The organism is Metamycoplasma neophronis (assembly GCF_006491995.1).
Lineage (GTDB): Bacteria > Bacillota_I > Bacilli_A > Mycoplasmatales > Metamycoplasmataceae > Metamycoplasma > Metamycoplasma neophronis.
The window spans coordinates 1-21,000 of sequence record NZ_VHHP01000006.1 but is presented as its reverse complement, the minus strand read 5'-3'; the positions used below and the strand labels follow the sequence as shown (position 1 = coordinate 21,000).

General features: G+C 30.9%; 16 protein-coding genes. 12 read left to right on the top strand and 4 right to left on the bottom strand.

Going from position 1 to position 21,000, the window contains the following annotated elements; all coding sequences use genetic code 4:
• Positions 1 to 60: 60 nt before the first annotated feature.
• The 4 genes from FJR74_RS08015 (at position 61) to fusA (ending at position 5,317) form a co-directional block, all read left to right on the top strand.
• Complete coding sequence (locus tag FJR74_RS08015; RefSeq protein WP_140914961.1) at positions 61 to 2,082, top strand: hypothetical protein; 2,022 nt, start codon at positions 61 to 63, stop codon at positions 2,080 to 2,082.
• A 216-nt stretch (positions 2,083 to 2,298) separates the two neighbouring features.
• Positions 2,299 to 2,715 (top strand): 30S ribosomal protein S12, encoded by a 417-nt coding sequence (gene rpsL / locus FJR74_RS02430; RefSeq protein ID WP_140914960.1) that lies wholly within the window; start codon positions 2,299 to 2,301, stop codon positions 2,713 to 2,715.
• Positions 2,716 to 2,740: 25 nt separating this feature from the next.
• On the top strand, positions 2,741 to 3,211 hold the full coding sequence (gene rpsG, locus FJR74_RS02425) for a 30S ribosomal protein S7 (protein ID WP_140914959.1): 471 nt from the start codon (positions 2,741 to 2,743) through the stop codon (positions 3,209 to 3,211).
• A gap of 12 nt (positions 3,212 to 3,223) precedes the next feature.
• Positions 3,224 to 5,317, top strand: coding sequence for an elongation factor G (gene fusA, locus FJR74_RS02420; protein WP_140914958.1), 2,094 nt, complete (start codon positions 3,224 to 3,226; stop codon positions 5,315 to 5,317).
• 91 nt (positions 5,318 to 5,408) lie between these two features.
• Here fusA and FJR74_RS08010 read toward each other — a convergent pair whose 3' ends face one another.
• Together FJR74_RS08010 and FJR74_RS08005 are read right to left on the bottom strand one after the other, a co-directional pair.
• Complete coding sequence (locus FJR74_RS08010) at positions 5,409 to 6,293, bottom strand: MSC_0882 family membrane protein (RefSeq protein WP_140914957.1); 885 nt, start codon at positions 6,291 to 6,293, stop codon at positions 5,409 to 5,411.
• 2 nt (positions 6,294 to 6,295) lie between these two features.
• A complete protein-coding gene (locus tag FJR74_RS08005; RefSeq protein ID WP_140914956.1) occupies positions 6,296 to 6,886 on the bottom strand; it encodes a hypothetical protein in 591 nt (196 codons plus the stop codon).
• 98 nt (positions 6,887 to 6,984) lie between these two features.
• Here FJR74_RS08005 and FJR74_RS08000 point away from each other — a divergent pair, with 98 nt between their 5' ends.
• A complete protein-coding gene (locus FJR74_RS08000) occupies positions 6,985 to 7,944 on the top strand; it encodes an MAGa3780 family membrane protein (protein WP_170178330.1) in 960 nt (319 codons plus the stop codon).
• An 80-nt stretch (positions 7,945 to 8,024) separates the two neighbouring features.
• Here FJR74_RS08000 and FJR74_RS07995 read toward each other — a convergent pair whose 3' ends face one another.
• Together FJR74_RS07995 and FJR74_RS02395 are read right to left on the bottom strand one after the other, a co-directional pair.
• Entirely contained in the window at positions 8,025 to 8,537 is a 513-nt protein-coding gene (locus FJR74_RS07995; protein ID WP_140914954.1) for a hypothetical protein, read from the bottom strand.
• Between the two features lie 195 nt (positions 8,538 to 8,732).
• Positions 8,733 to 9,143 carry a hypothetical protein gene (locus FJR74_RS02395; RefSeq protein WP_140914953.1) on the bottom strand — a complete coding sequence of 137 codons (411 nt, stop codon included), beginning with the start codon at positions 9,141 to 9,143 and terminating at the stop codon, positions 8,733 to 8,735.
• Positions 9,144 to 9,211: 68 nt separating this feature from the next.
• On the opposite strand from FJR74_RS02395, the gene FJR74_RS02390 reads away from it, so the two are divergent.
• The 7 genes from FJR74_RS02390 (at position 9,212) to rpmA (ending at position 20,602) form a co-directional block, all read left to right on the top strand.
• Positions 9,212 to 10,690 carry a DUF1846 domain-containing protein gene (locus FJR74_RS02390; RefSeq protein ID WP_140914952.1) on the top strand — a complete coding sequence of 493 codons (1,479 nt, stop codon included), beginning with the start codon at positions 9,212 to 9,214 and terminating at the stop codon, positions 10,688 to 10,690.
• A gap of 155 nt (positions 10,691 to 10,845) precedes the next feature.
• Positions 10,846 to 11,343 carry a 50S ribosomal protein L10 gene (rplJ, locus tag FJR74_RS02385; protein WP_140914951.1) on the top strand — a complete coding sequence of 166 codons (498 nt, stop codon included), beginning with the start codon at positions 10,846 to 10,848 and terminating at the stop codon, positions 11,341 to 11,343.
• A gap of 27 nt (positions 11,344 to 11,370) precedes the next feature.
• Entirely contained in the window at positions 11,371 to 11,742 is a 372-nt protein-coding gene (rplL, locus tag FJR74_RS02380; RefSeq protein ID WP_027122631.1) for a 50S ribosomal protein L7/L12, read from the top strand.
• 150 nt (positions 11,743 to 11,892) lie between these two features.
• A complete protein-coding gene (gene rpoB / locus FJR74_RS07990; protein ID WP_140914950.1) occupies positions 11,893 to 15,486 on the top strand; it encodes a DNA-directed RNA polymerase subunit beta in 3,594 nt (1,197 codons plus the stop codon).
• Complete coding sequence (gene rpoC / locus FJR74_RS07985; protein WP_140914949.1) at positions 15,486 to 19,871, top strand: DNA-directed RNA polymerase subunit beta'; 4,386 nt, start codon at positions 15,486 to 15,488, stop codon at positions 19,869 to 19,871. Before rpoB ends, rpoC begins: the two co-directional genes overlap by 1 nt.
• Before the next feature lie 150 nt (positions 19,872 to 20,021).
• Positions 20,022 to 20,324 (top strand): 50S ribosomal protein L21, encoded by a 303-nt coding sequence (rplU, locus tag FJR74_RS02365; protein ID WP_140914948.1) that lies wholly within the window; start codon positions 20,022 to 20,024, stop codon positions 20,322 to 20,324.
• A gap of 2 nt (positions 20,325 to 20,326) precedes the next feature.
• Positions 20,327 to 20,602, top strand: a complete 276-nt coding sequence (gene rpmA / locus FJR74_RS02360) for a 50S ribosomal protein L27 (protein ID WP_140914947.1) — start codon at positions 20,327 to 20,329, stop codon at positions 20,600 to 20,602.
• The last annotated feature ends 398 nt before the right edge of the window (positions 20,603 to 21,000 follow it).

Genomic DNA, 21,000 nt, shown 5'->3' with positions numbered 1-21,000 from the left:
ATAATAAAGTGTTAAAGTGGATGTATTACGCTTTTATAATGAATAAAAGAAAGGTGAAAGATGAAAGAAAATAAAAAAAACTTAACAAAAAAAGCTGGTGTTGCAATATTATTATCTGCAGCAACTACGGCTGTAATTTTGGCATCGATAATTTCGGTAAGATGTTCAGATAATAATAATAATAAAAAGAAAGTTATTCCATGAACGAATATTGAAGATAATGCAACAACGAGAATTCCTGCCACTATTTTAGAAAACGTTGCATATAACAACAAGGAAAATAAATATGTTATTACAAAAGAGCTTGATGAATATTATGCTTCGGAACATCCAGAAATTTCTGGAGTAAAAAGACTTGCTCATGAATATGCAAAAAGTATATATGAATATTTACAAAGACAATTTTCTGATCAAACAATTAAAAATTATGGTGATTCTATTAGCAGAGACTTTTTAAAATATTGAAACTGATTAAAATCTTACAATGAAGAATTATCTAAACAAAGTAGCAACAGCAATATTTTGATCAAGTATTATGAAACTGTTGCAAAAGTATTAAATTGAATGATAGATAATTACTATAGTGGCGAAAACGAAAAAGTTTATAATGAGTTTTATGATAACGCAAGATCTATGTATGATTTAATATTTAGAGATGTTTTACCAGTTGAAAAGGACGCTTTTGTTACAGTTACTTCTAACATTGCTGATAAATTAGAACAATTTAAAACACAAAATGGTAGTTTGGCTATTTTTAGAGAAAATATAAAACCTGTTTTAGAATCTGAATTAGATAGTTTCGTATCTGAAACACCTGGTTATACTAAAGAAGATTTGGCTGATACAATGGCTATTTATTATTTCGATAATAATTATTTTAAAGCTAAATATTTTAAAAATGAATTAACAAATGCCGAACAAAAATCATTTGGATATACATTTGATGAGGTTTACGATAAATTAAAAGACCCAAATATAAATGGTTTGGATATCCCTCAATTATTTACTAAATTAATTAATTTAAAGAAATATTATGATGATTTTTATGAAAAAATAAGTCAATATATAGATAATTATAAAAATGTTATTAAAGAGAAATATGCTAAGAATTTAGAATTTTTTAAATCTAATAATTTATTAGAAGATATTAAAAATAAAAATTTTCTTAAATATGATTTTGTTAATGATGCGCGTACGCTTAATAATTTCTATGTAGGAAATATATTGACATATATCTTTTCAACGACAGATAATATCAATAAGAATGATTTATTAAATAATCCGGAAATGGTTGAAAAAAACATGGATAAAGAAGAAGAAAAATATCAAAAAAATGAACATTTTTCAATTAATAACTATATAAAATCATCAACTAACTTTTTACCATATAATTATTTCATAAATATTAACAAAAGCCATTGATCAGAAATAGCTTACCGTGCTTATCCTATAGCATATTCTTCACGTTATCCACAGAGTTATTTAAAAAGTTTAGATGATGTTTACAGATACGATGCCAACACCGGAATGTTTTTTGGTCCTAGACTTCCTTTATCTTCAAGATCTTATTTAGAAATTCCAGCAAACAAAAACAGCTTAATAACTTATGTACCTTTAAATCTATTTAAAGCATTGGCAAGAAACATGAATGATAGTGATTATGAAATTCCTGATGAAGTATATAAATTAAAAAATATTGTATTGGATGATAACGTTGAATATATGTCAAGTCACTTTTTAGAATTTTTCGGTGACACAAATATAGACTTAGAAGTAGACACTTTGGATTTATCGAATACTAATATTACTAATTCAAGTAATATTAATGTCGACTATTCATCGGGTGAATATTTACCTAAAATTGATCATGCTATTTTCAAGAAAATAATTTTGCCAAAAAAATTAGTTTCATTTGATAAACACTTTGCCACTTTTTTAAATGAATTTTCTACTTATCAAGACCCAGACAGTCCAAATGGAATTAAACTTGTTGTTCCTAGAAAGTTTGAATCAGACATAAAAGGTTTTATGGACAACGGGACAATTGACGAAGCAGCATTTGAAATAGAGTATGTTGATTAATTTTTAAAAATTTATAAATATTTTAATAAAACGCGATTCTAATTTTACAGCTTAGAATTTAGCGTTTTTTTAATTTAAAAATTATCAAAATCAAATTAAATAAAAAAATATAAAAAAAATGTAAAACACCGGATTAGTTGTTGTATAATTACTAAGTATTTTAAAAATATGCAAAATACCAAACATAACTAATAAATTTATAGAAAGGAAAATATTATGCCTACAGTTGCACAATTAGTAAAACAAGGCCGTAAAGACAAGACTACAAAATCTAAAGCTCCTGCTTTAGGTAAAATGTATAACTCTTTACTAAAAAAAGAAATTGCTATTCCTGCACCATTTAAACGTGGTGTATGTACTCGTGTTGCTACTATGACACCTAAAAAACCTAACTCAGCTATTCGTAAGTATGCTCGTGTTAGATTATCAAATACACAAGAAGTTACCGCTTACATTCCAGGTGAGGGTCACAACTTGCAAGAACACTCAGTTGTTTTAATTCGTGGAGGTAAAGTAAAAGATTTACCAGGGGTTAGATACACAATCGTGCGTGGAACCCAAGATGCTGCTGGTGTTGACGGAAGAAAACAAGGCCGTTCAGTATACGGTACTAAAAAACCAAAAAGTAATTAATTAGAAAGTTAGAAAGGAAAAAAATATGTCAAGAAAACATAAAGCACCCGTTAGAGATGTGTTAGCAGACCCAGTTTTTAACTCAAAAATTATTACTAAGTTAATTAACACCATTATGTTAGATGGTAAAAAATCTATCGCTGAAAACATCTTATACAACGCATTCGAAATTATCAAAACCAAAACCGGAAAAGAAGCTATTGAAGTATTTAACTTAGCTTTAGAAAACATTAGCCCACAATTAGAAGTTAGATCAAGAAGAGTTGGTGGATCAAACTACCAAGTTCCTTGTGAAGTTAGTGCTAAAAGAAAACAAACTCTAGCATTAAGATGATTAATTCAATATGCAAGATTAAGAAACGATAAAACCATGGAAGAAAAGTTAGCAAATGAAATTATTGATGCTTCAAACAAAATGGGTGGAGCAATCAAAAAACGTGAAGACACTCACAAGATGGCTGAATCAAACAAAGCATTTGCTCACTTCAGATGATAATAGGACGTTTCTATGGCAAGAGAATATAAATTAGAAGATTACCGTAATATCGGTATTATGGCGCATATTGATGCTGGTAAAACTACAACTACAGAAAGAGTTTTATTCCACACTGGTAAAATTCACAAAATCGGTGAAACCCACGAAGGAGCTTCACAAATGGACTGAATGGTTCAAGAACAAGAACGTGGAATTACCATTACATCAGCTGCTACCACAGCTTACTGAAGAGGTAAAAGATTAAATATCATCGATACCCCAGGTCACGTTGATTTTACAATCGAAGTAGAACGTTCACTACGTGTACTTGACGGTGCCGTTGCTGTTCTAGACGCTCAATCAGGTGTTGAACCTCAAACTGAAACCGTTTGAAGACAAGCAACCAACTACAGAGTTCCTAGAATTGTTTACGTAAACAAAATGGACAAAATGGGAGCAAACTTTAAAGCTTCTGTTGAATCACTTAAAAAATTATTAGGTGCTAACGCCCACGCTATCCAATTAAACATTGGTGAAGAAGCTCAATTCAAAGGAATCATTGACTTAGTTACAATGAAAGCTTATGAGTATGATGGCGAAGCTGCTGAAAATGCAAAAGAAATTGAAATTCCAGCTCATTTAAAAGATGAAGCAATCTTAATGAGAGCTTCATTAGCAGAATCACTAGCCGATTTTGACGAAGAAATCATGGAATTATTATTAGCAGAACAAGAAGTTAGCGCTGAAAAAATGAAAGACGCTATCCGTAAAGCCACTTTAACTGCAGAATATTTCCCAGTAGTTTGTGGTACATCATTCAAAAACAAAGGTGTTAAATTAATGCTTGATGCCGTTGTTGATTATTTACCAAGCCCATTAGATATTCCTCCAATGAAAGCTTACAAGGGCGAAGAAGAAATCAGTATTCCAGCTTCTGATGATGAATTCTTCTCATCACTAGCATTCAAAGTTATGAATGACCCATTCGTAGGTAACTTAACATTCTTCAGAGTTTATTCTGGAGTTATTACCAAAGGATCATACGTATTCAACTCAACCAAAGGTGAAAAAGAAAGATTTAGCCGTATTTTATTAATGCATGCTAACTCAAGAACTGACATTGAAGAAGTTAGAACAGGTGACATTGCTGCTGCCGTTGGTCTAAAAGTTACAACAACAGGTGACACACTAATCGATGAAAAACAAAAAGACATCGTTTTAGAAAATATGAACTTCCCAGAACCAGTTATTTCGCAAGCTATCGAACCAAAAACAAAAGATGCTTCAGAAAAATTATCTTTAGCATTACAAAGATTAGCTGCCGAAGATCCAACATTCAAATACTACACTGATGAAGAAACTGGACAAACTATTATCGCTGGTATGGGTGAATTACACCTAGATATCATCGTAGATAGATTAAAACGTGAATTCAAAGTTGAAGTTACTGTTGGAGCACCTCAAGTATCATATCGTGAAACCATTACTAAAGCCGCTGAAGTTGAAGGTATCCACAAGAAACAATCAGGTGGTAAAGGTCAATATGGTCACGTATGAATTAAATACGAACCAAATCCAGATGGCGGTTTTGAATTTATTGACAAAATCGTTGGTGGTAAAATTCCTAAAGAATACATTAAATCAATCGAAAAAGGTCTACGTGAAAAAATGGATATTGGTATCCTTGCAGGTTATCCAATGATCGACATTAAAGCTACCTTATTCGATGGTTCATACCACGAAGTCGATTCATCTGAATTAGCATATAAAATTGCTGCTTCTAAATCACTTACAAAAGGTCGTGAACAATTGGGTACTGTATTATTAGAACCAATCATGGACGTTGCTGTTGTTGTTCCTGAAGACTTCTTCGGAGATGTTATGGGAGATATTTCAAGACGTCGTGGACAAGTACGTGACAACGAAACCAGAAATGATGGAGCGCATGTTATTAAAGCTTACATTCCACTATCAGAAATGTTTGGTTATGCAACTCAATTAAGATCTATGACTACTGGTCGTGGAACATACCAAATGTGATTCGATCACTATGAAAAATTACCACGTAACTTAGCTGATGAAATCATCAAAAAACGTGGTGGTAAAGTTTCAGTTGACGAAGACTAATAACACATTGACACAAGGTTAGAACCTTGTGTTTTTTATTGCGAAATTTAAATAAAAATGTCCAGCAATGATTACTGAACATTAAATATTTTTATGATTTTTTACGAATAACACCTTTTCATATTAGATAACCAATTAATAATAAAGGCACTAAAAATACAATCGCAAAAATAATTCAATAACTAATTAACCAGTTCTTGTTTTCATTTTTTCTGTCGTTTTTAACAATTTCGGTAAGCTGTAATACATTACCACCCAAATTGTATTTAACTTCGTTAATTCTACGCATTAAATGGATTTGAATTATAATAAACAAAAGCGTAATTCCGCAAATAATTGAAGCACCAATAATTAACAATATATTTACATTGCCGAAAGCTTTTTTAAGCAATTCCGGAAAATTAATTTGAAAATCAACTCCTTGTTTACTATAACTTCAAATTCCTGCTTTTGATAAACCAAATACAATTAGGTTAAAAATTCCGTAGTATGTTAAAAAGAATGCATATATTCAAATTATTCTCAATTTTTTCAATACTAATGAACGATATAATTCGAATAAATGAAACCCGATATTTGCATCAACTGTATCAATGTTTGTTCTTAGCGAACGACTCGCCATTTTTAATGCCGTTAATTTAACTGCATAAACAATAAATAAAATTAATGAAAAAAGAAAAATAATTCCGCATAAAGTGTAATATCCAGCACCGTTGCTTTTGCTATCTTCTTTTGCTGTAATTAAAAAATAAGTTGCAATTGCTCCGGCGATTGAAGCTATAACAAATATAAGTCAAAACAACATTGCGAATGTTTTTGACACAACTTCTTTTCTAAAAATAGAAAGCAGAGTTTTTTTCTTTTGCGGGGTGATTGTACTTTCGTAGTCAAAACTTGGTTTTGATTGATTTTGATCAATTCCGTTTACATTCGGAACATTTGATTGCTGGTTTTTCTTTTTAAAAAAATTAAACATAATTAAAAGTGAGTTGGGTTATTAGTTGTTTGTGCTAGTTGGTTAACTTGCAGTTGTCATAATATATCGTTTGCTACTTGCTTAGATTTAGAAGCTGATACTAAAGCTAATATAATTCCTATAAAAGCAAGAGGACCGATTATAATACCTAATCCTAGCAATACAGCAGATGCTCCGGCATTTGAAAGGGCCGATTTTGCTTTATTTTGAGTATCTAATGAAAGTATAGGTAGGGTTGTAATCTTTCTCAACATTTCCTTTAATCCAACAATATTGGCAAGCACAACGATAGTAATAATTCAACCCGTAAATAAAATTATAAAAAGTAATGCAGCTGTTAATGATAAATAAACAATTATCACAATAGGCAAATTACTTCCTTCTTTATATTCTCCGTTTTTTAAAAAATCGTATATGTATTTGAAAATATTTGTACCTGGTTTGGCATCAAAGCCGATACCTAGCGTGAATAATACGCTTAAAATAATAAAGAATACTGTAAATATGCTAGGCAAAATAAATCAAGTAATTCCCGATGATTTGACAGAGCGTGATTTTCCTTCTAACGACCTTGCTACTGAACTAAAATTCATTTTTTATCCTTTCCTTTTCTATATACATTCATTATACTATACTCAATTTAAATTAAAATAATTTAATAATTTAAAATTAGATGAATATAATTATGAATATGAAAAATAATTTATTTAATAAAGATAAAACACAAGAAACGGAAGATTTAAATCAAATTTTATTGCCCTGATATAAAAAATTCCCTTTTATTTCTAAAGATAAAAAAAGACTAGCAGCTTTTTGAACGGGAATTTCGATGCTTTTATTATGATGCATTACTTTTGTTGCATCGTGAGTCTCTGATTCATTTACTATTAATGAAGCAATTTTAAAATTAGATGCGCAAACAAAAAGTTCAATGGTTGAAGCGGGTGTTTTTCCATCAATTTCGGGAGCATTTTTGCAAGTTAGATTCACTTTTACTTATATAAGTAATATTTTAATAAGTTTATCATTGATAATATATGCAGTTTTCCCTAAATATTTATGAACTAAAAGATTTTTATATTTAGCAACAATTTATATTAGTATTACTTTTCTTGGTTTTTGAGGAGTTATTATTCCGTTTATTTTTGCTAAACCTGAATTATGATATGAAATCCCATTATCATGAAAATTTTTATCAGTTCCGGTACATTTAATTAACCCGATTGCGGGAATAGCAATATTTATTTTATTGAAAAAAAATATGGTAGTTTCAAATAAAACTTTATTATTTTCACCCTTAATGATAATTGCTTACTATCTATTTACTGTTATGATATTTTTCATTGGAGCTAAAGATGTGGATTCTTTTGTTAATGGCATATCTGCTGACACAGGTAAGGGATTTGATATATATTCAAAAATGCAGGTTTCTATATATCCATTTTTAAATTTTAGAAACCCATTTGGATACAGTGGAGAAAGTTTGACAATTAAGGTATTATTAAATTTAATAATTCCATTAGGGGGCATTGCTTTATGTATTGGAGTTGGATATTTTTGAAAAGCAGTGTGCAAAATTCAAACTTACAATAAAAAAGACTTTTTAAATAAAGATTTTATTACAAAGAACCGTTTATTATTCAAACATTAAAACAGCAATAAAAAAAGCGCCATATCGGCGCTTTTGTATTGCTTTTTATTAATTATTTAATTGCCAAAGTTATTGTTTATCTAGATTTCTTTATTTTGTGTTGGGTCAGAATTTTGATTAAGTTGTCCCTGATTATTCATATTATTTTGGTACATCATGTAAGCATTTTGATTTACTTGCGCTATTTTTTGAGCCTCAGTTCTAGTTAATGCTTCTTTTTCTTCCTCTTCATTTGCGACGCTATTTTTAGCACAAATGATGCACAATGCTACAAACGATAAAATGTATAATGGAATTATTATCACACCTATAATTCCGATAATACGTGCTACTTCATTTCTTTTGTAGGCTCTATCGATAGCTAGGATGGTTAATACGTATCCTAAAATTCCTAAAATTATAGACATTCAAAATATTCCGGCAAAAGCTCACAATATACCAAGGTGAGTTTTTAAAAATTCCTCTTTATTTTCGGATTTTGAAATTTGATTTAATGAAGTTGCAAAAAATACAACTATTGCAGCAACAAAAAATAATCCTGAAATTATTCTAAGTGATATGGCCGCGGCAGAGGCGGTTCGTATTCTTTTCATTTTAACCTTTCTTAATAATTTTTATATTTTAATTATATTAATTTTTTGTTTTATTTTTTTTAAATTTACTATATTTAGATATTCCTATAAGACAGCTTAAAGCGCAATAAAAAATATATTATTTCTATTGACTAAATGCTTTCATATTTATATGCGATTTGATATTAAAAAACCGAAACATTTTATTATGATCTTTTAGATTTCACATCTTAAATTCAGTTTAATTTTATGATAAATTTTAAACATAATGATAAACGATAATCAGTATAAAGGCATGACAATTATTAGGCTAATGAGTATCAATATTTTTTCTAACTTATCAATTAATTTATGTGACTTAGCAAAGCTAATTATTGTTAATATATATCCAATAAATTCAAATAAAAATGTAAGTGAAAATAAAGTGCCTGCTATAAATACTATTATTAAGTGACCTTCGGCAAATGATTTTATTTGTTCTTCTGTATCCAAGATAGGTTTTAAAATAGCAATTGCGCTAAATATAATCGCAGTGAATAAAAAAAACATAGATATACAACGAAAAATTATTGTAACTAACCAGATTTTTTTTATTTTTTCCATATTCTTATTAGCAACCTTATCCATATACTATTATTGTATATTTTTTTACAGTTAAATTAGTATAATTTATATTATTAAATAAAGGATATATAATGCGGCCATTTAATTTAAAAAAATATTTACGTATTCAAACTAGTAAAATAAATGAAAGAATTAAGCAATTTGGGAATCGTTTATATTTGGAATTTGGCGGAAAACTATTTGATGATTTTCATGCCACAAGAATTTTGCCAGGATATGAATCGGATTCAAAAATGCAACTGCTATTAAAACTAAAAGAACATGTGGAAATAGTTATTGCGATTTCATCAGAAGATATTATTAAAAATAAGATGCGGAGTGATATCGGAATTAGTTATGACCAAGATGTTTTGAGATTAATTGACACGTTTAGAAGCCTTGGGTTATATATTCAAAACGTCGTAATTACAAAATATAAACAGAATACTTTGGTTAATAAATTTAAAAAACGTTTAGAGAATTTAGGTATTAAAGTTTCAAGACACTATCCAATTAAGAATTATCCCAACGATGTTAATTTCATTATTTCAAAAGATGGATTCGGGAAAAATGATTATATTGATGTAAAAAAAGAATTAATTATTATTACTGCGCCAGGACCTGGTTCGGGGAAGTTGGCAGTTGCTTTAAGTCAGCTATATCATGATAGTTTAATGAATAAAACTTCTGGATATGCCAAATTTGAAACATTTCCAGTTTGAAATTTAGCATTGAATGACCCTATCAATTTAGCTTATGAAGCGGCAACGGCAGATCTGGCTGATAAAAATATGATTGATTATTATCATGAAAGAAAATACCACACAATTACAACTAATTATAACCGTGATCTTGAGGCGTTTCCTGTTCTGAATTCGTTATTCAAAAAGATTTATGGTATTAGCCCTTATGCATCACCGACAGACATGGGAGTAAATATGGTAGGGTTCTGCATTGATAATTTAGATGAATGTCATTTGGCAGCAAATAAAGAAATTATTCGTCGTTATTTCAAATCGCTCGTGGAATTCAAACGCGACTTGACTCCATATAAAACAATTGAACGTATTGAGAAAATTATTAATGATAATCACATTAATTTTAATTTACGTCCTTGCATATTTAAAGCAAGAAACGTGGCCGATTTAAACAAATTGCCGGCTACAGCAATTACACTGCCTGACGGCTATACAGTTTATGGCAAAACAACTGAATTAATGGGTTCAAATTCGGCAGCTTTATTAAATGCTCTTAAATATTTGGCAAATATTCCCGACAAAATTGATTTGTTAAATAAAGACATTATTACATCATTGCAAAATTTAAAAATAAATACATTTAAGAATTCTAATCCTAGGTTGCATTTAAATGAAACATTAATAGCCCTAACCATTAGTGCGCAAAATGACATTAATTCACAAAAGGCACTGGAAAAGCTTAACTCATTAAAAGGCTGTGAAGTTCATTCAACCGTAATTTTGTCGCATACCGATCAAGAAACTTTTGCTAAAATAGGACTTAATTTAACACAAGACCCTTATTATGAAAGCACAAAATTATTTCAAAAATAGTTTACTATGTAAAAAACCAAAAAATATCATTTATATATTTTATATGTGGTATAATAAGCACGCAATATATGAAGACAGTAACGGCGTAAGCTTAATAAGGTTACCAAGTATGTTTACTTTTTTGGATATTGCAAAATTAATATATAGGAGGAAAAATGAGTGCTTTAAGAGATGCTAAAGTTTTAGTAGTTGATGAAATCGCTAAAAACTTAAATGAATCTAAAGCTTTATACGTTGTAAATTACAAAACATTAGACGTAGTTTCATTACAAACCATTCGTAATGAATTAGCTAAAGCCGGTGTTTTATTAAAAGTTTACAAAAACAGACTTGTTAAACAAGCTCTTTCTCAACTAGGTAAAGCTGAATTAAACGACGCTTTAGTAGGACAAAACATTTATGCTTTTGCTAAAGAAGATGATTTAAGTTCATTAAAAACTTTAGTTAAATTTAAAAAACAATTCCCAGCATTAGAATTAGTAGCTGGTATCTACGAAAACAATGTAGTTGATGCTAAAGCATTAGACGAAATCGCAAAACTTCCTTCATACGAAGAATCATTGATGATTCTAGGAAACTCACTATTAGCACCAATCAGAAACTTAGCTATTGGTCTAAATGAGTTAGTTAAACAAGGAAAAGTATCTGAATAATTAATTAACACATAAGGAGAAAATATTATGGCAAAATTAACAAAAGAAGAATTTGTTTCAGCATTAAAAGAAATGAACATTAAAGAAGTTATGGAATTAGTAGAAGGATTAAAAGAAGAATTCGGTATTGATCCTACTGCTGTTGTAGCTGCTGCTGCTCCAGCTGCTGCTGAAGCTGCTGAAGAAAAATCTGTTTTCAACGTTACATTAAAATCAGACGGTGGAAACAAACTAAACGTTATTAAAGTTGTTAAAGACTTATTAGGTTTAGGTCTAATGGACGCTAAAAAATTAGTTGAATCAGCTCCTGCAGTTCTAAAAGAAAATGCTAAAAAAGAAGAAGCTGAAGCTATCAAAGCTAAATTAGCTGAAGTTGGCGCTGAAGTTACTTTAGACTAATCATAAAATAATGCAAAAATAGGCTTTTAAAGCCTTTTTTGTCTTTTTTATTTATATATACGTGTATATATAAATAACATAAAAACTGAATATAATTTAAAAAAAATACAAATTTTTATAATTAAAAATCTAAGAAACATGAGGTAAGATATGGTGAATAAATCTAAATACGAAATCAGAAAGTTTGGTCCTATTACCGAGAGAAGAGACTACTCAATTAGTCAAAAGAAATTTGATACCCCTGACTTTTTAGAAATGCAAAGAGATTCTGTTGAAAAATTTATTAAAGAAGGCATCGAAGAAGAGTTAAGAAACATTTATCCAATCGAAGCTAATGGAAAAGTTAGAATCGAATACATTTATAATTCAGCTCACTTTGAATATCCTAAAAAATCAGAATTTGAATGCATTAAAGAAGCTAAACAAAAAGGGTCATCATATCAAGGAAAATTAAAAGCAAGATTAAGACAAATCAACATCGAAACCGGTGAAGTTGAGGACTCAGAAGTTGTTTTTGCTGAAATTCCTATTATGACTTACGGTGGTTCATTCATCATTAACGGATCAGAAAAAGTTATTGTTTCTCAATTAATTCGTTCAACCGGAGCATACTTTGGACTTAACGTTAGAAATAAACAAGCTAACGACTTATTTAACAAAGTTGAAATTATTCCACAAATCGGTTCATGAGTTGAAATTTATCACAAGGTAACTTCATCAAGTGCCGATACCGTAAAAATCCATATCGACAAAAATAAATCATTTTTATTAACCACATTTCTAAAAGCATTAGGATTTACCGAAAAAGGCATTAGAAGTATGTTCGGTGAAATTCCTGAATTAGAAGAAACATTTAAAAAAGATAAAATTGTCGGACCAGATGCGCAAATGGTTACTCGTGAAGCGCAAGAAGCTATCTACCGTTTAATCAGAAAAGGTGACCGGATGACAGCTGAATCAGCGCGTAACCTTATTCCATCAACATTATTTAACGAAAAAAGATATAACTTAACCGAAACCGGTCGTTTTACATTAAATCGTAAACTTAATGTTATGGAAAGAATTGCTAATTCATATCTAGCAGAAAACATTTTTTCATCAGATGGCGAACTACTATATGAAAAGGGTTCGTTCATTACATGAGAAATGGCTCGTAAAATTCATGAAGAATTCAAACAAGGCATTATTCCTATGTGACGTCTACCAGATGTGGATTATCAAGTATACGGAAGCCAAATTGATGTTCCAGGAAATGATTCATTATTCGATCGTTTGTCAGTTCCTAAGGTTTGAATTTACCCAACTGAAAATGATATGAACCATGATAATAAAGTTCTTGTATTGGGAAACGATCCTACCTCACATGAAAACTTTCTATTAATCCCAGATTTAATTGCAACAATTTCATACTACTTTAATTTATTATCAAAAGTCGGAGTTGATGATGACCCCGATTCATTAATTAACAAAAGAATTGTTACAATTGGAGAATTATTACAAAACCAATTTAGAGTTGGTTTAATCAAATTAGAAAAAAATACCAAAGAAAGAATTTCTACTAAAGACATTGATAAGATTACACCAAAGAATGTAACTAATAACAAACCTATTTTTAACCAATTTAAATCATTCTTTAATACATCAAAATTATCACAATTCATGGACCAATGTAACCCATTAGCAGAAATTTCAAACAAACGTAGAATTACATCACTTGGACCAAGAGGTCTTAACCGTGACACCGCACAATTTGAAGTTCGTGACGTTCACCCAACTCACTTCGGACGTATTTGTCCAATTGAAACTCCTGAAGGTCCAAACATCGGTTTGATTCTTAACTTAGCATCATTTGCTCAAATTGACAAATATGGCTTTATTCAATCTCCATATTTTAGAGTTAAAAATAAAGTTGTTGATTTTACTAAACCAGTATATTTAACAGCTATCGAAGAAGCAGGCTATACTTTTGCTCAATCAACCGTTCACATCGAAAACAACACTATTACTGATGAAAAAGTAATGGTAAGACGTGATAATGAATATATCGAAGTTAAAGCTGAAGAAGTTGACTTTATCGGGGTTTCAAACCGTCAAATGACTTCTATTGCTGCTTCTGCTATTCCATTCTTGGAAAATGACGATGCTAACCGGGCACTTATGGGTTCTAACATGCAACGTCAAGCAGTTCCTGTTTTATTCCCAGAAGCACCATTAGTTGCAACTGGTGTAGAAGCTGACATTGCTAAATATTCTTCAACAAATATTCGTGCAACAAGAGACGGTATTGTTAACTATGTTGATGCTGATGTAATTAAAATCACTCCTCATGGAGCAACAAAGAGTGATATTTATCATTTAAGAACATTTGAAAGATCTAACCAAGGAACTCTAATTCACCAAGTTCCAATAGTTAAGGTCGGACAAGAAATTAAAGCCGGCGATTTATTAGTTGATGGTCCATCAATGAAAAATGGAGAAATGGCTTTAGGTAAAAACGTATTAGTTGGTTTTACAACTTGACACGGATATAACTATGAAGATGCCGTTGTGTTATCTGAAAGATTAGTTAAAGATGACGTTTATACCTCAATTTATATCGAAGAACAAACTATCCAATTCAGACATTCAAAAGCTGGAGAAGATATTTTAACAAGCGATATTCCAAACGTTTCTAACTACTCAAAACGTTTCTTGGGCGAAGATGGAATCGTTAGAGTTGGTTCAGAAGTTAGCGCTGGAGATATTTTAGTTGGTAGAACATCACCAAAAGGTGAAGAAAATCCGACTCCAGAAGAAAAATTGATGGCAGCAATTTTTGGACAAAAAACTGCTTCAAGAAAAGATACATCTCTTAAAGTAAAACACGGACATAACGGAACTGTTGTAGCAGTTGAAGTTCTATCACGTGAATTTGGTGACCAATTAGAAGATGGTATCGAAAAAATCGTTAAAGTATCAATCGCACAAAAACGTAAAATCAAAGTCGGGGATAAAATGGCTGGACGTCACGGTAACAAAGGGGTTGTTTCGATCGTATTACCAGTTGAAGAAATGCCATATCTAGAAGACGGTACTCCTTTGGATATCGTATTAAATCCTCAAGGTGTTCCTTCACGTATGAACATTGGACAAGTTCTAGAACTTCACTTAGGTTTAGCTGCTAAAAAACTAAATACTAAATTTGTTACCCCAATTTTTGACGGTATTACTCACAACCAAATTAAGGAAATTTTAGAAGAAGCTGACTTAAATCCAACCGGAAAAACAACAGTATATAATGGTCAAACTGGTGAACCATTTGATCATCCTATTTCAGTTGGTATTATGTACTATCTAAAACTTTACCACATGGTTGATGACAAAATGCACGCACGTTCAGTTGGTCCATACTCGCTTATTACCCAACAACCTCTTGGAGGTAAATCACAAAACGGGGGACAAAGATTTGGAGAAATGGAAACTTGAGCTATTGAATCTTATGGTGCATCAAACGTATTACAAGAATTATTGACATACAAATCAGACAATATCATTGGACGTAACCAACTATACAACGCTTTAGCTCGTAAAACTAAATTGCCAAAACCTGGTATGCCAGAATCATTCAACGTTTTAGCATACGAACTACGTGGTTTGGGTATTAAACTTGAAGCTCACGAAAATGATGGTACCGATGCTATTGATGACGAAGCTGAAAGAATTGATACTAAATACTATCAAGAATTTGAAGGAGGAGCCGAATAATGAAAAAGAATTCTAAATACGACTCATTAGATGAAGAAAGAATCTCAAAAATATCATTAGCACTTGCAACTCCAGAAGATGTTGAAAGTTGATCACACGGTGAAGTTACAAAGCCTGAAACTATAAACTATAAAAGCTATAAGCCAGAACGTGGTGGGTTATTTGATGAAATAATTTTCGGACCAATGATTGACTACCGTTGTCCAGTTTGTGGTTTTAAATACAAAAAAATTAATGAAGGAAGTTACTGTACAAGAACTGAATTATATAAACAAGAACATGTACAAATTCTTCCTAAAATGGCCCGTAGAAATCACATGGGTCACATTAAATTAAATAGTCCTGTTGTTCACTTTTGATACTTTAAAGTTGACCACTCAATTATTTTCAAATTATTAGGTTTAAGATCTTCAAATCATTCAAGTGATACCGTTAAACGTGAAGAGTTAGAAAATCTAATTTATTACAAAAACCACATTGTATTAGAAAATGGTGGTTTAAAATCATTGCCTAAAAACCAAATAATTGAAATCAATGAAGCTGCTATTATTTATAAAGCTGCATTAGAAGAATTGTTAGAACGTTTTGAACCAGGCACTGAAGAATATGATGACATTAAGGAAACTTTAGACTCATTAGTTGAAAAAGCAACTTCTAAAATTGGTCAAGAATACGGTATTGACTTCTATGAATTAAACGAAGTTATTGAACACTATTCAGATGCTAAAATCGGAACCGGTGCAATCGCTATTGAATATCTATTAAAAAACCTTGATTTACAAAAAGAAAAAGAATATGTTACTAACGAAATTGCTAAGTTAAATGCAGAAGAAATTGAAAATCCCGATAGATTCGCTTCTACTGCAAAACAAAGCCGCGAAAAACTATATAAACGTTTACAAGTTATTAATGCATTCATTGAATCTAAACAAGATCCAACTAGCATGTTAATTTACAACTTGCCAGTTATTCCTGCTGATTTACGTCCATTAATCCAATTAGATGGTGGACGTCACTCAACTTCTGATATTAACGAACTATATCGTCGGGTAATTATTAGAAATAACCGTTTACAACAATGACAAGAAAAAGATGCTCCTACTTTAGTTATCCAAAACGAATTAAGAATGATTCAAGAAGCAGTTGATGCTTTAATTGATAACCAAAGAAGATCACCAAACCCAGTTTTATCAAAAGACAACCGTCCATTTAAATCAATCTCGGATGCCTTAACTGGTAAAAAAGGTCGTTTTAGACAAAACTTATTAGGTAAACGTGTTGACTATTCAGGTCGTTCAGTTATTGTTGTAGGTCCAAGTCTTAAAATGCACCAATGTGGTATTCCACGTGAAATGGCGGCTAAATTATTTGAACCTTGAATTATTGCTCGTTTAATCGAAAAAGAAGTTGCAACAACAATAAAAAATGCTAAGAAAATTATTGAAGACCAAAACCCAGTAATTTGACCACACGTTGCCGATGCTATTAAAGGAAGACTTGTATTATTAAACCGGGCACCAACCCTACACCGTTTATCAATTCAAGCTTTCGAACCTGTTTTAGTTCGTGGTAAGGCAATCAGACTTCATCCGCTAGTATGTACCCCATTCAACGCCGACTTCGACGGGGACCAAATGGCTGTTCACGTTCCTATTTCTGAACAAGCATTATTAGAATCACGTGAATTAATGTTGGCTAATAAAAACATTTTAGGTCCTAAAGATGGTGAACCTATTATCAACCCTTCACAAGATATGATTTTAGGTCTATACTACTTAACTATTGAAGAAAATGGTGCTTTAGGTGAAGGTAGAGTATTTGATGACTTCGATCACATGATGAGAGCATTGGAAGCTAAAAAGGTTTCGTTACATGCTAGAGTGGCATTGCCTGCTGAAAGTGTCAAATCATCAAAATTAATTAACCCACACGATAAGCAACAATACATTATTTCAACCGTTGGTAAATTTATCTTCAATAATGTATTTCCAAGATCATTCCCATTTATTTATGACAATAAAGTAAATAAAGCAAACTCATTAGAAGATTACAATCAATCATTTAATGCAAAATATGTTGTGCCTGCCGGAACAAATATTGTTGATTACATTAAATATGAATTGCCAATTCAGGAAGCATTCAATAAGAAAAACATTGCTAAAATTATTCGTTACGCCTTTGATAAGTATGTTGCAACAATCTCAATGGCAGACGTAGCTTCTGCAGTTGATAAGCTATCATTAAATGACAGTGATTACAACAGCTTGGCAGAATATATTAGCTTAAAAACATATGAAAACAAGAAAATTGATTCTGAACACGCAATATTGTTATCACAATTTACGGAAGAAGAATTAAACAAAATTCAATTACATAGTCCAGAAAGAATGGCTGGTTCAAATAGTCCTTTAACTCCAGAAGAAAAAGCCAAAATTTTAGATGGTGTATGATTCAAATATACCAATATCGTGGCTTCAATTCTAGACGAAATTAAACAATTAGGCTTTGATTATTCAACAATTTCAGGTATTTCTATTTCATTCTCAGACATTTTAGAAACTGATAAAAAAGCTGAATTAATCAAAGAAGGGGATGAATACATTTCTAAATTAAAACAATACTATAATTTAGGTTGAATTACAGACGACGATAGATACTCATTAACGATTAAAAAATGAGCTGAAATCAAAGACGAAATTCAAGAAGACTTGCAAAAAATCATTAAAGAAAACCCACAAAACCCTGTTATTACCATGATTAACTCAGGAGCTCGGGGCAACATCTCTAACTACGTTCAATTAGCTGGTATGCGTGGACTTATGGCTAACAACACTAAAACCACTAAAGCCGATGCTAAAAACGACCGTGTTGTTAGATCAACTGTTGAAGTTCCAGTTAAATCTTCATTCATTGAAGGTTTAACCGCATTCGAGTTCTATTCATCTACCCACGGGGCTCGTAAAGGGCTAACTGATACTGCTCTTAACACTGCAAAATCAGGTTACTTAACTCGTCGTTTAGTTGACGTTGCACAAAACATTGTTGTACGTCAAGAAAACTGTGGTTCTGACTATGGTTATGTTGCAAGAAACATTGTTGATACTAAAACAAAACAAATTATTGTTTCATTAAAAGAAAGAATTGTTGGTCGTTTTGCAAATAAACCAGTTATTTCTAAAAAAGGTATTGAAATTTGTCCAAGAAACACTTTAATTACTGAAAAAATTGCTCAAAGAATTGTTGAGGACAACATTGAAGAAGTTGAAATTAGATCAATTTTAGGCTGCAACACCAGAAATGGTGTATGTAAAATGTGTTTCGGTAAAGACTTGGCAACAAATAGAATTGTTAACATTGGTGAAGCTGTTGGTATTATTGCAGCTCAATCAATCGGTGAACCTGGTACACAATTAACCATGCGTACATTCCATACTGGTGGGGTTGCCGGTGTTGAAGATATTACTGGTGGTTTCACGCGTCTAATCGAATTAATTGACGCCCATGAACAACCATGAGGACGTCCTGCTGTTATTTCTCCATATAAAGGAAAAGTAACTGACATCGAAGTTGATGAAAAAGATGCAAACAACTACTTAATTACTATTCTTACTGAAACAAACGACGGGCAAAAAGTTCCTAAAAAAGTATTTGTTAACACAACTAAAAAATTACGTGTTAAAGAAAATGATGAAGTTAGAATTGGCCAAAAACTATCGGAAGGTCCAGTAATTTTAAAAGAATTATTAAACCTAACTGACACTATCACCGTTCAAAACTACTTATTAAAAGAAATTCAAAGAATTTACCGTATTCAAGGGATTGCAATTTCTGATAAATATATTGAAATTATTATTCGTCAAATGATGTCGAAAATTGTTATTTCTGAACCTGGTGATTCTAAATTCTTTGCCGGAGCTATCGTTGATATTTTTGACTATCAAGAAGAAAATGCTCACCTATTATCAAAAGGCTTAAGACCATCATATGGTAAAGTTGTAATCAAAGGGGCAAAACAAGTTCCTTTACTATCAGATTCATTCTTAGCGGCCGCTTCATATCAAGAAACAAGTAAGATTTTAGTTCACGCTGCTATCTCATCTAGATCAGATACATTAAGTGGACTAAAAGAAAATATCATTGTTGGTAAGAAAATTCCTTCAGGAACAGCTTTAAGACCATTTGAAGAACATTCAAAATATGATATTAGACCTTCAATTAATTACTTTAGCAATAATGAAATTAATCCAGAAGAAGTTTCAGATCCAATTGATATTGATGCATTCACTAATGAATTAGTAGAAGACTATAACCCAGCTGATGAAGAAGTTATCGCAACTGATGAAGATTATGATGATGTTGACGATTTAGGTCAAGACAACGAATAAAAAGAATAAAAAAAAGCGCCAAATAATAAGGTGCTTTTTTTGATTATGTTGTATAATATATTCGTTACTTATAGAGTAACCATACTAAACAGGTTTACAAACTATTTTATAGTACCTCAAGGATGCGACAAAATATAAGGAGGCTCACACATGTTTGCAATTATCGAAACTGGTGGAAAACAATTACTTGTTAAAGCCGGCGATGTTATTTACATCGAAAAAATCGAAGGCAACGAGGGTGAACAAGTTGTATTTGACAGAGTTTTAGCTCTAGATGATAAAATTGGTACACCTTTTGTAGAAAAAGCTTCTGTTTTAGGAACCATCGAAAAACAAGGTAAAGCAAAAAAAATTATTGTTTATAGACACAATGCTAAATCAACCCACAAACGTAAATTAGGACACCGTCAACCATATACAAGAGTTAAAATCTCAGAAATAAAGGTTAAATAGTTATGGCACATACGAAATCAGGTGGAACAACCTCTAATAGTAGAGATTCAGCCGGTAGAAGATTAGGCGTTAAAGCTACTGACGGTCAATTTGTTTCAGCGGGAAGCATTATCTATAGACAAAGAGGAACAAAAATTTTCCCAGGCAACAATGTTGGTCGTGGAAAAGATGATACTCTATTTGCGTTAATCGATGGAATTGTTAAATTCGAAAACAGAATCAACAGAAAATTTGCTTCAGTTTACACAGAAGAACAATTAGCAAATAAAACTAAATAGTAAAAAAATAGTTCGCCGACCGCGAACTATTTTTTAAACTATAAAATTAATTATTATTTTAAAACACAAAAAAATTTCTAAATCTTCCATAAAAATGTCATTAAAATTGCAAAATTTTATTTGTTAAAAAAATTGCTAAAAGTTAATTTTTTTTGTATATTGTTCTAAAAATAATAATATAATTATTAATGCCTCAATAATAGAGGCAAACAAATCGTTCATTATTTAAATGTTTATATTTCATTTAAATATTTCAATTAACTAGTTTTTTAATATTTTTATAAAGTCGTAAAATCTATCTTTTATTCATTTAATCTAATTTATTTTTTGCCCTTTTATTTTTTATATTTTAACTTTGGTAAAACTTAAAATGATTAATTAATAAAACGACCTAGCTG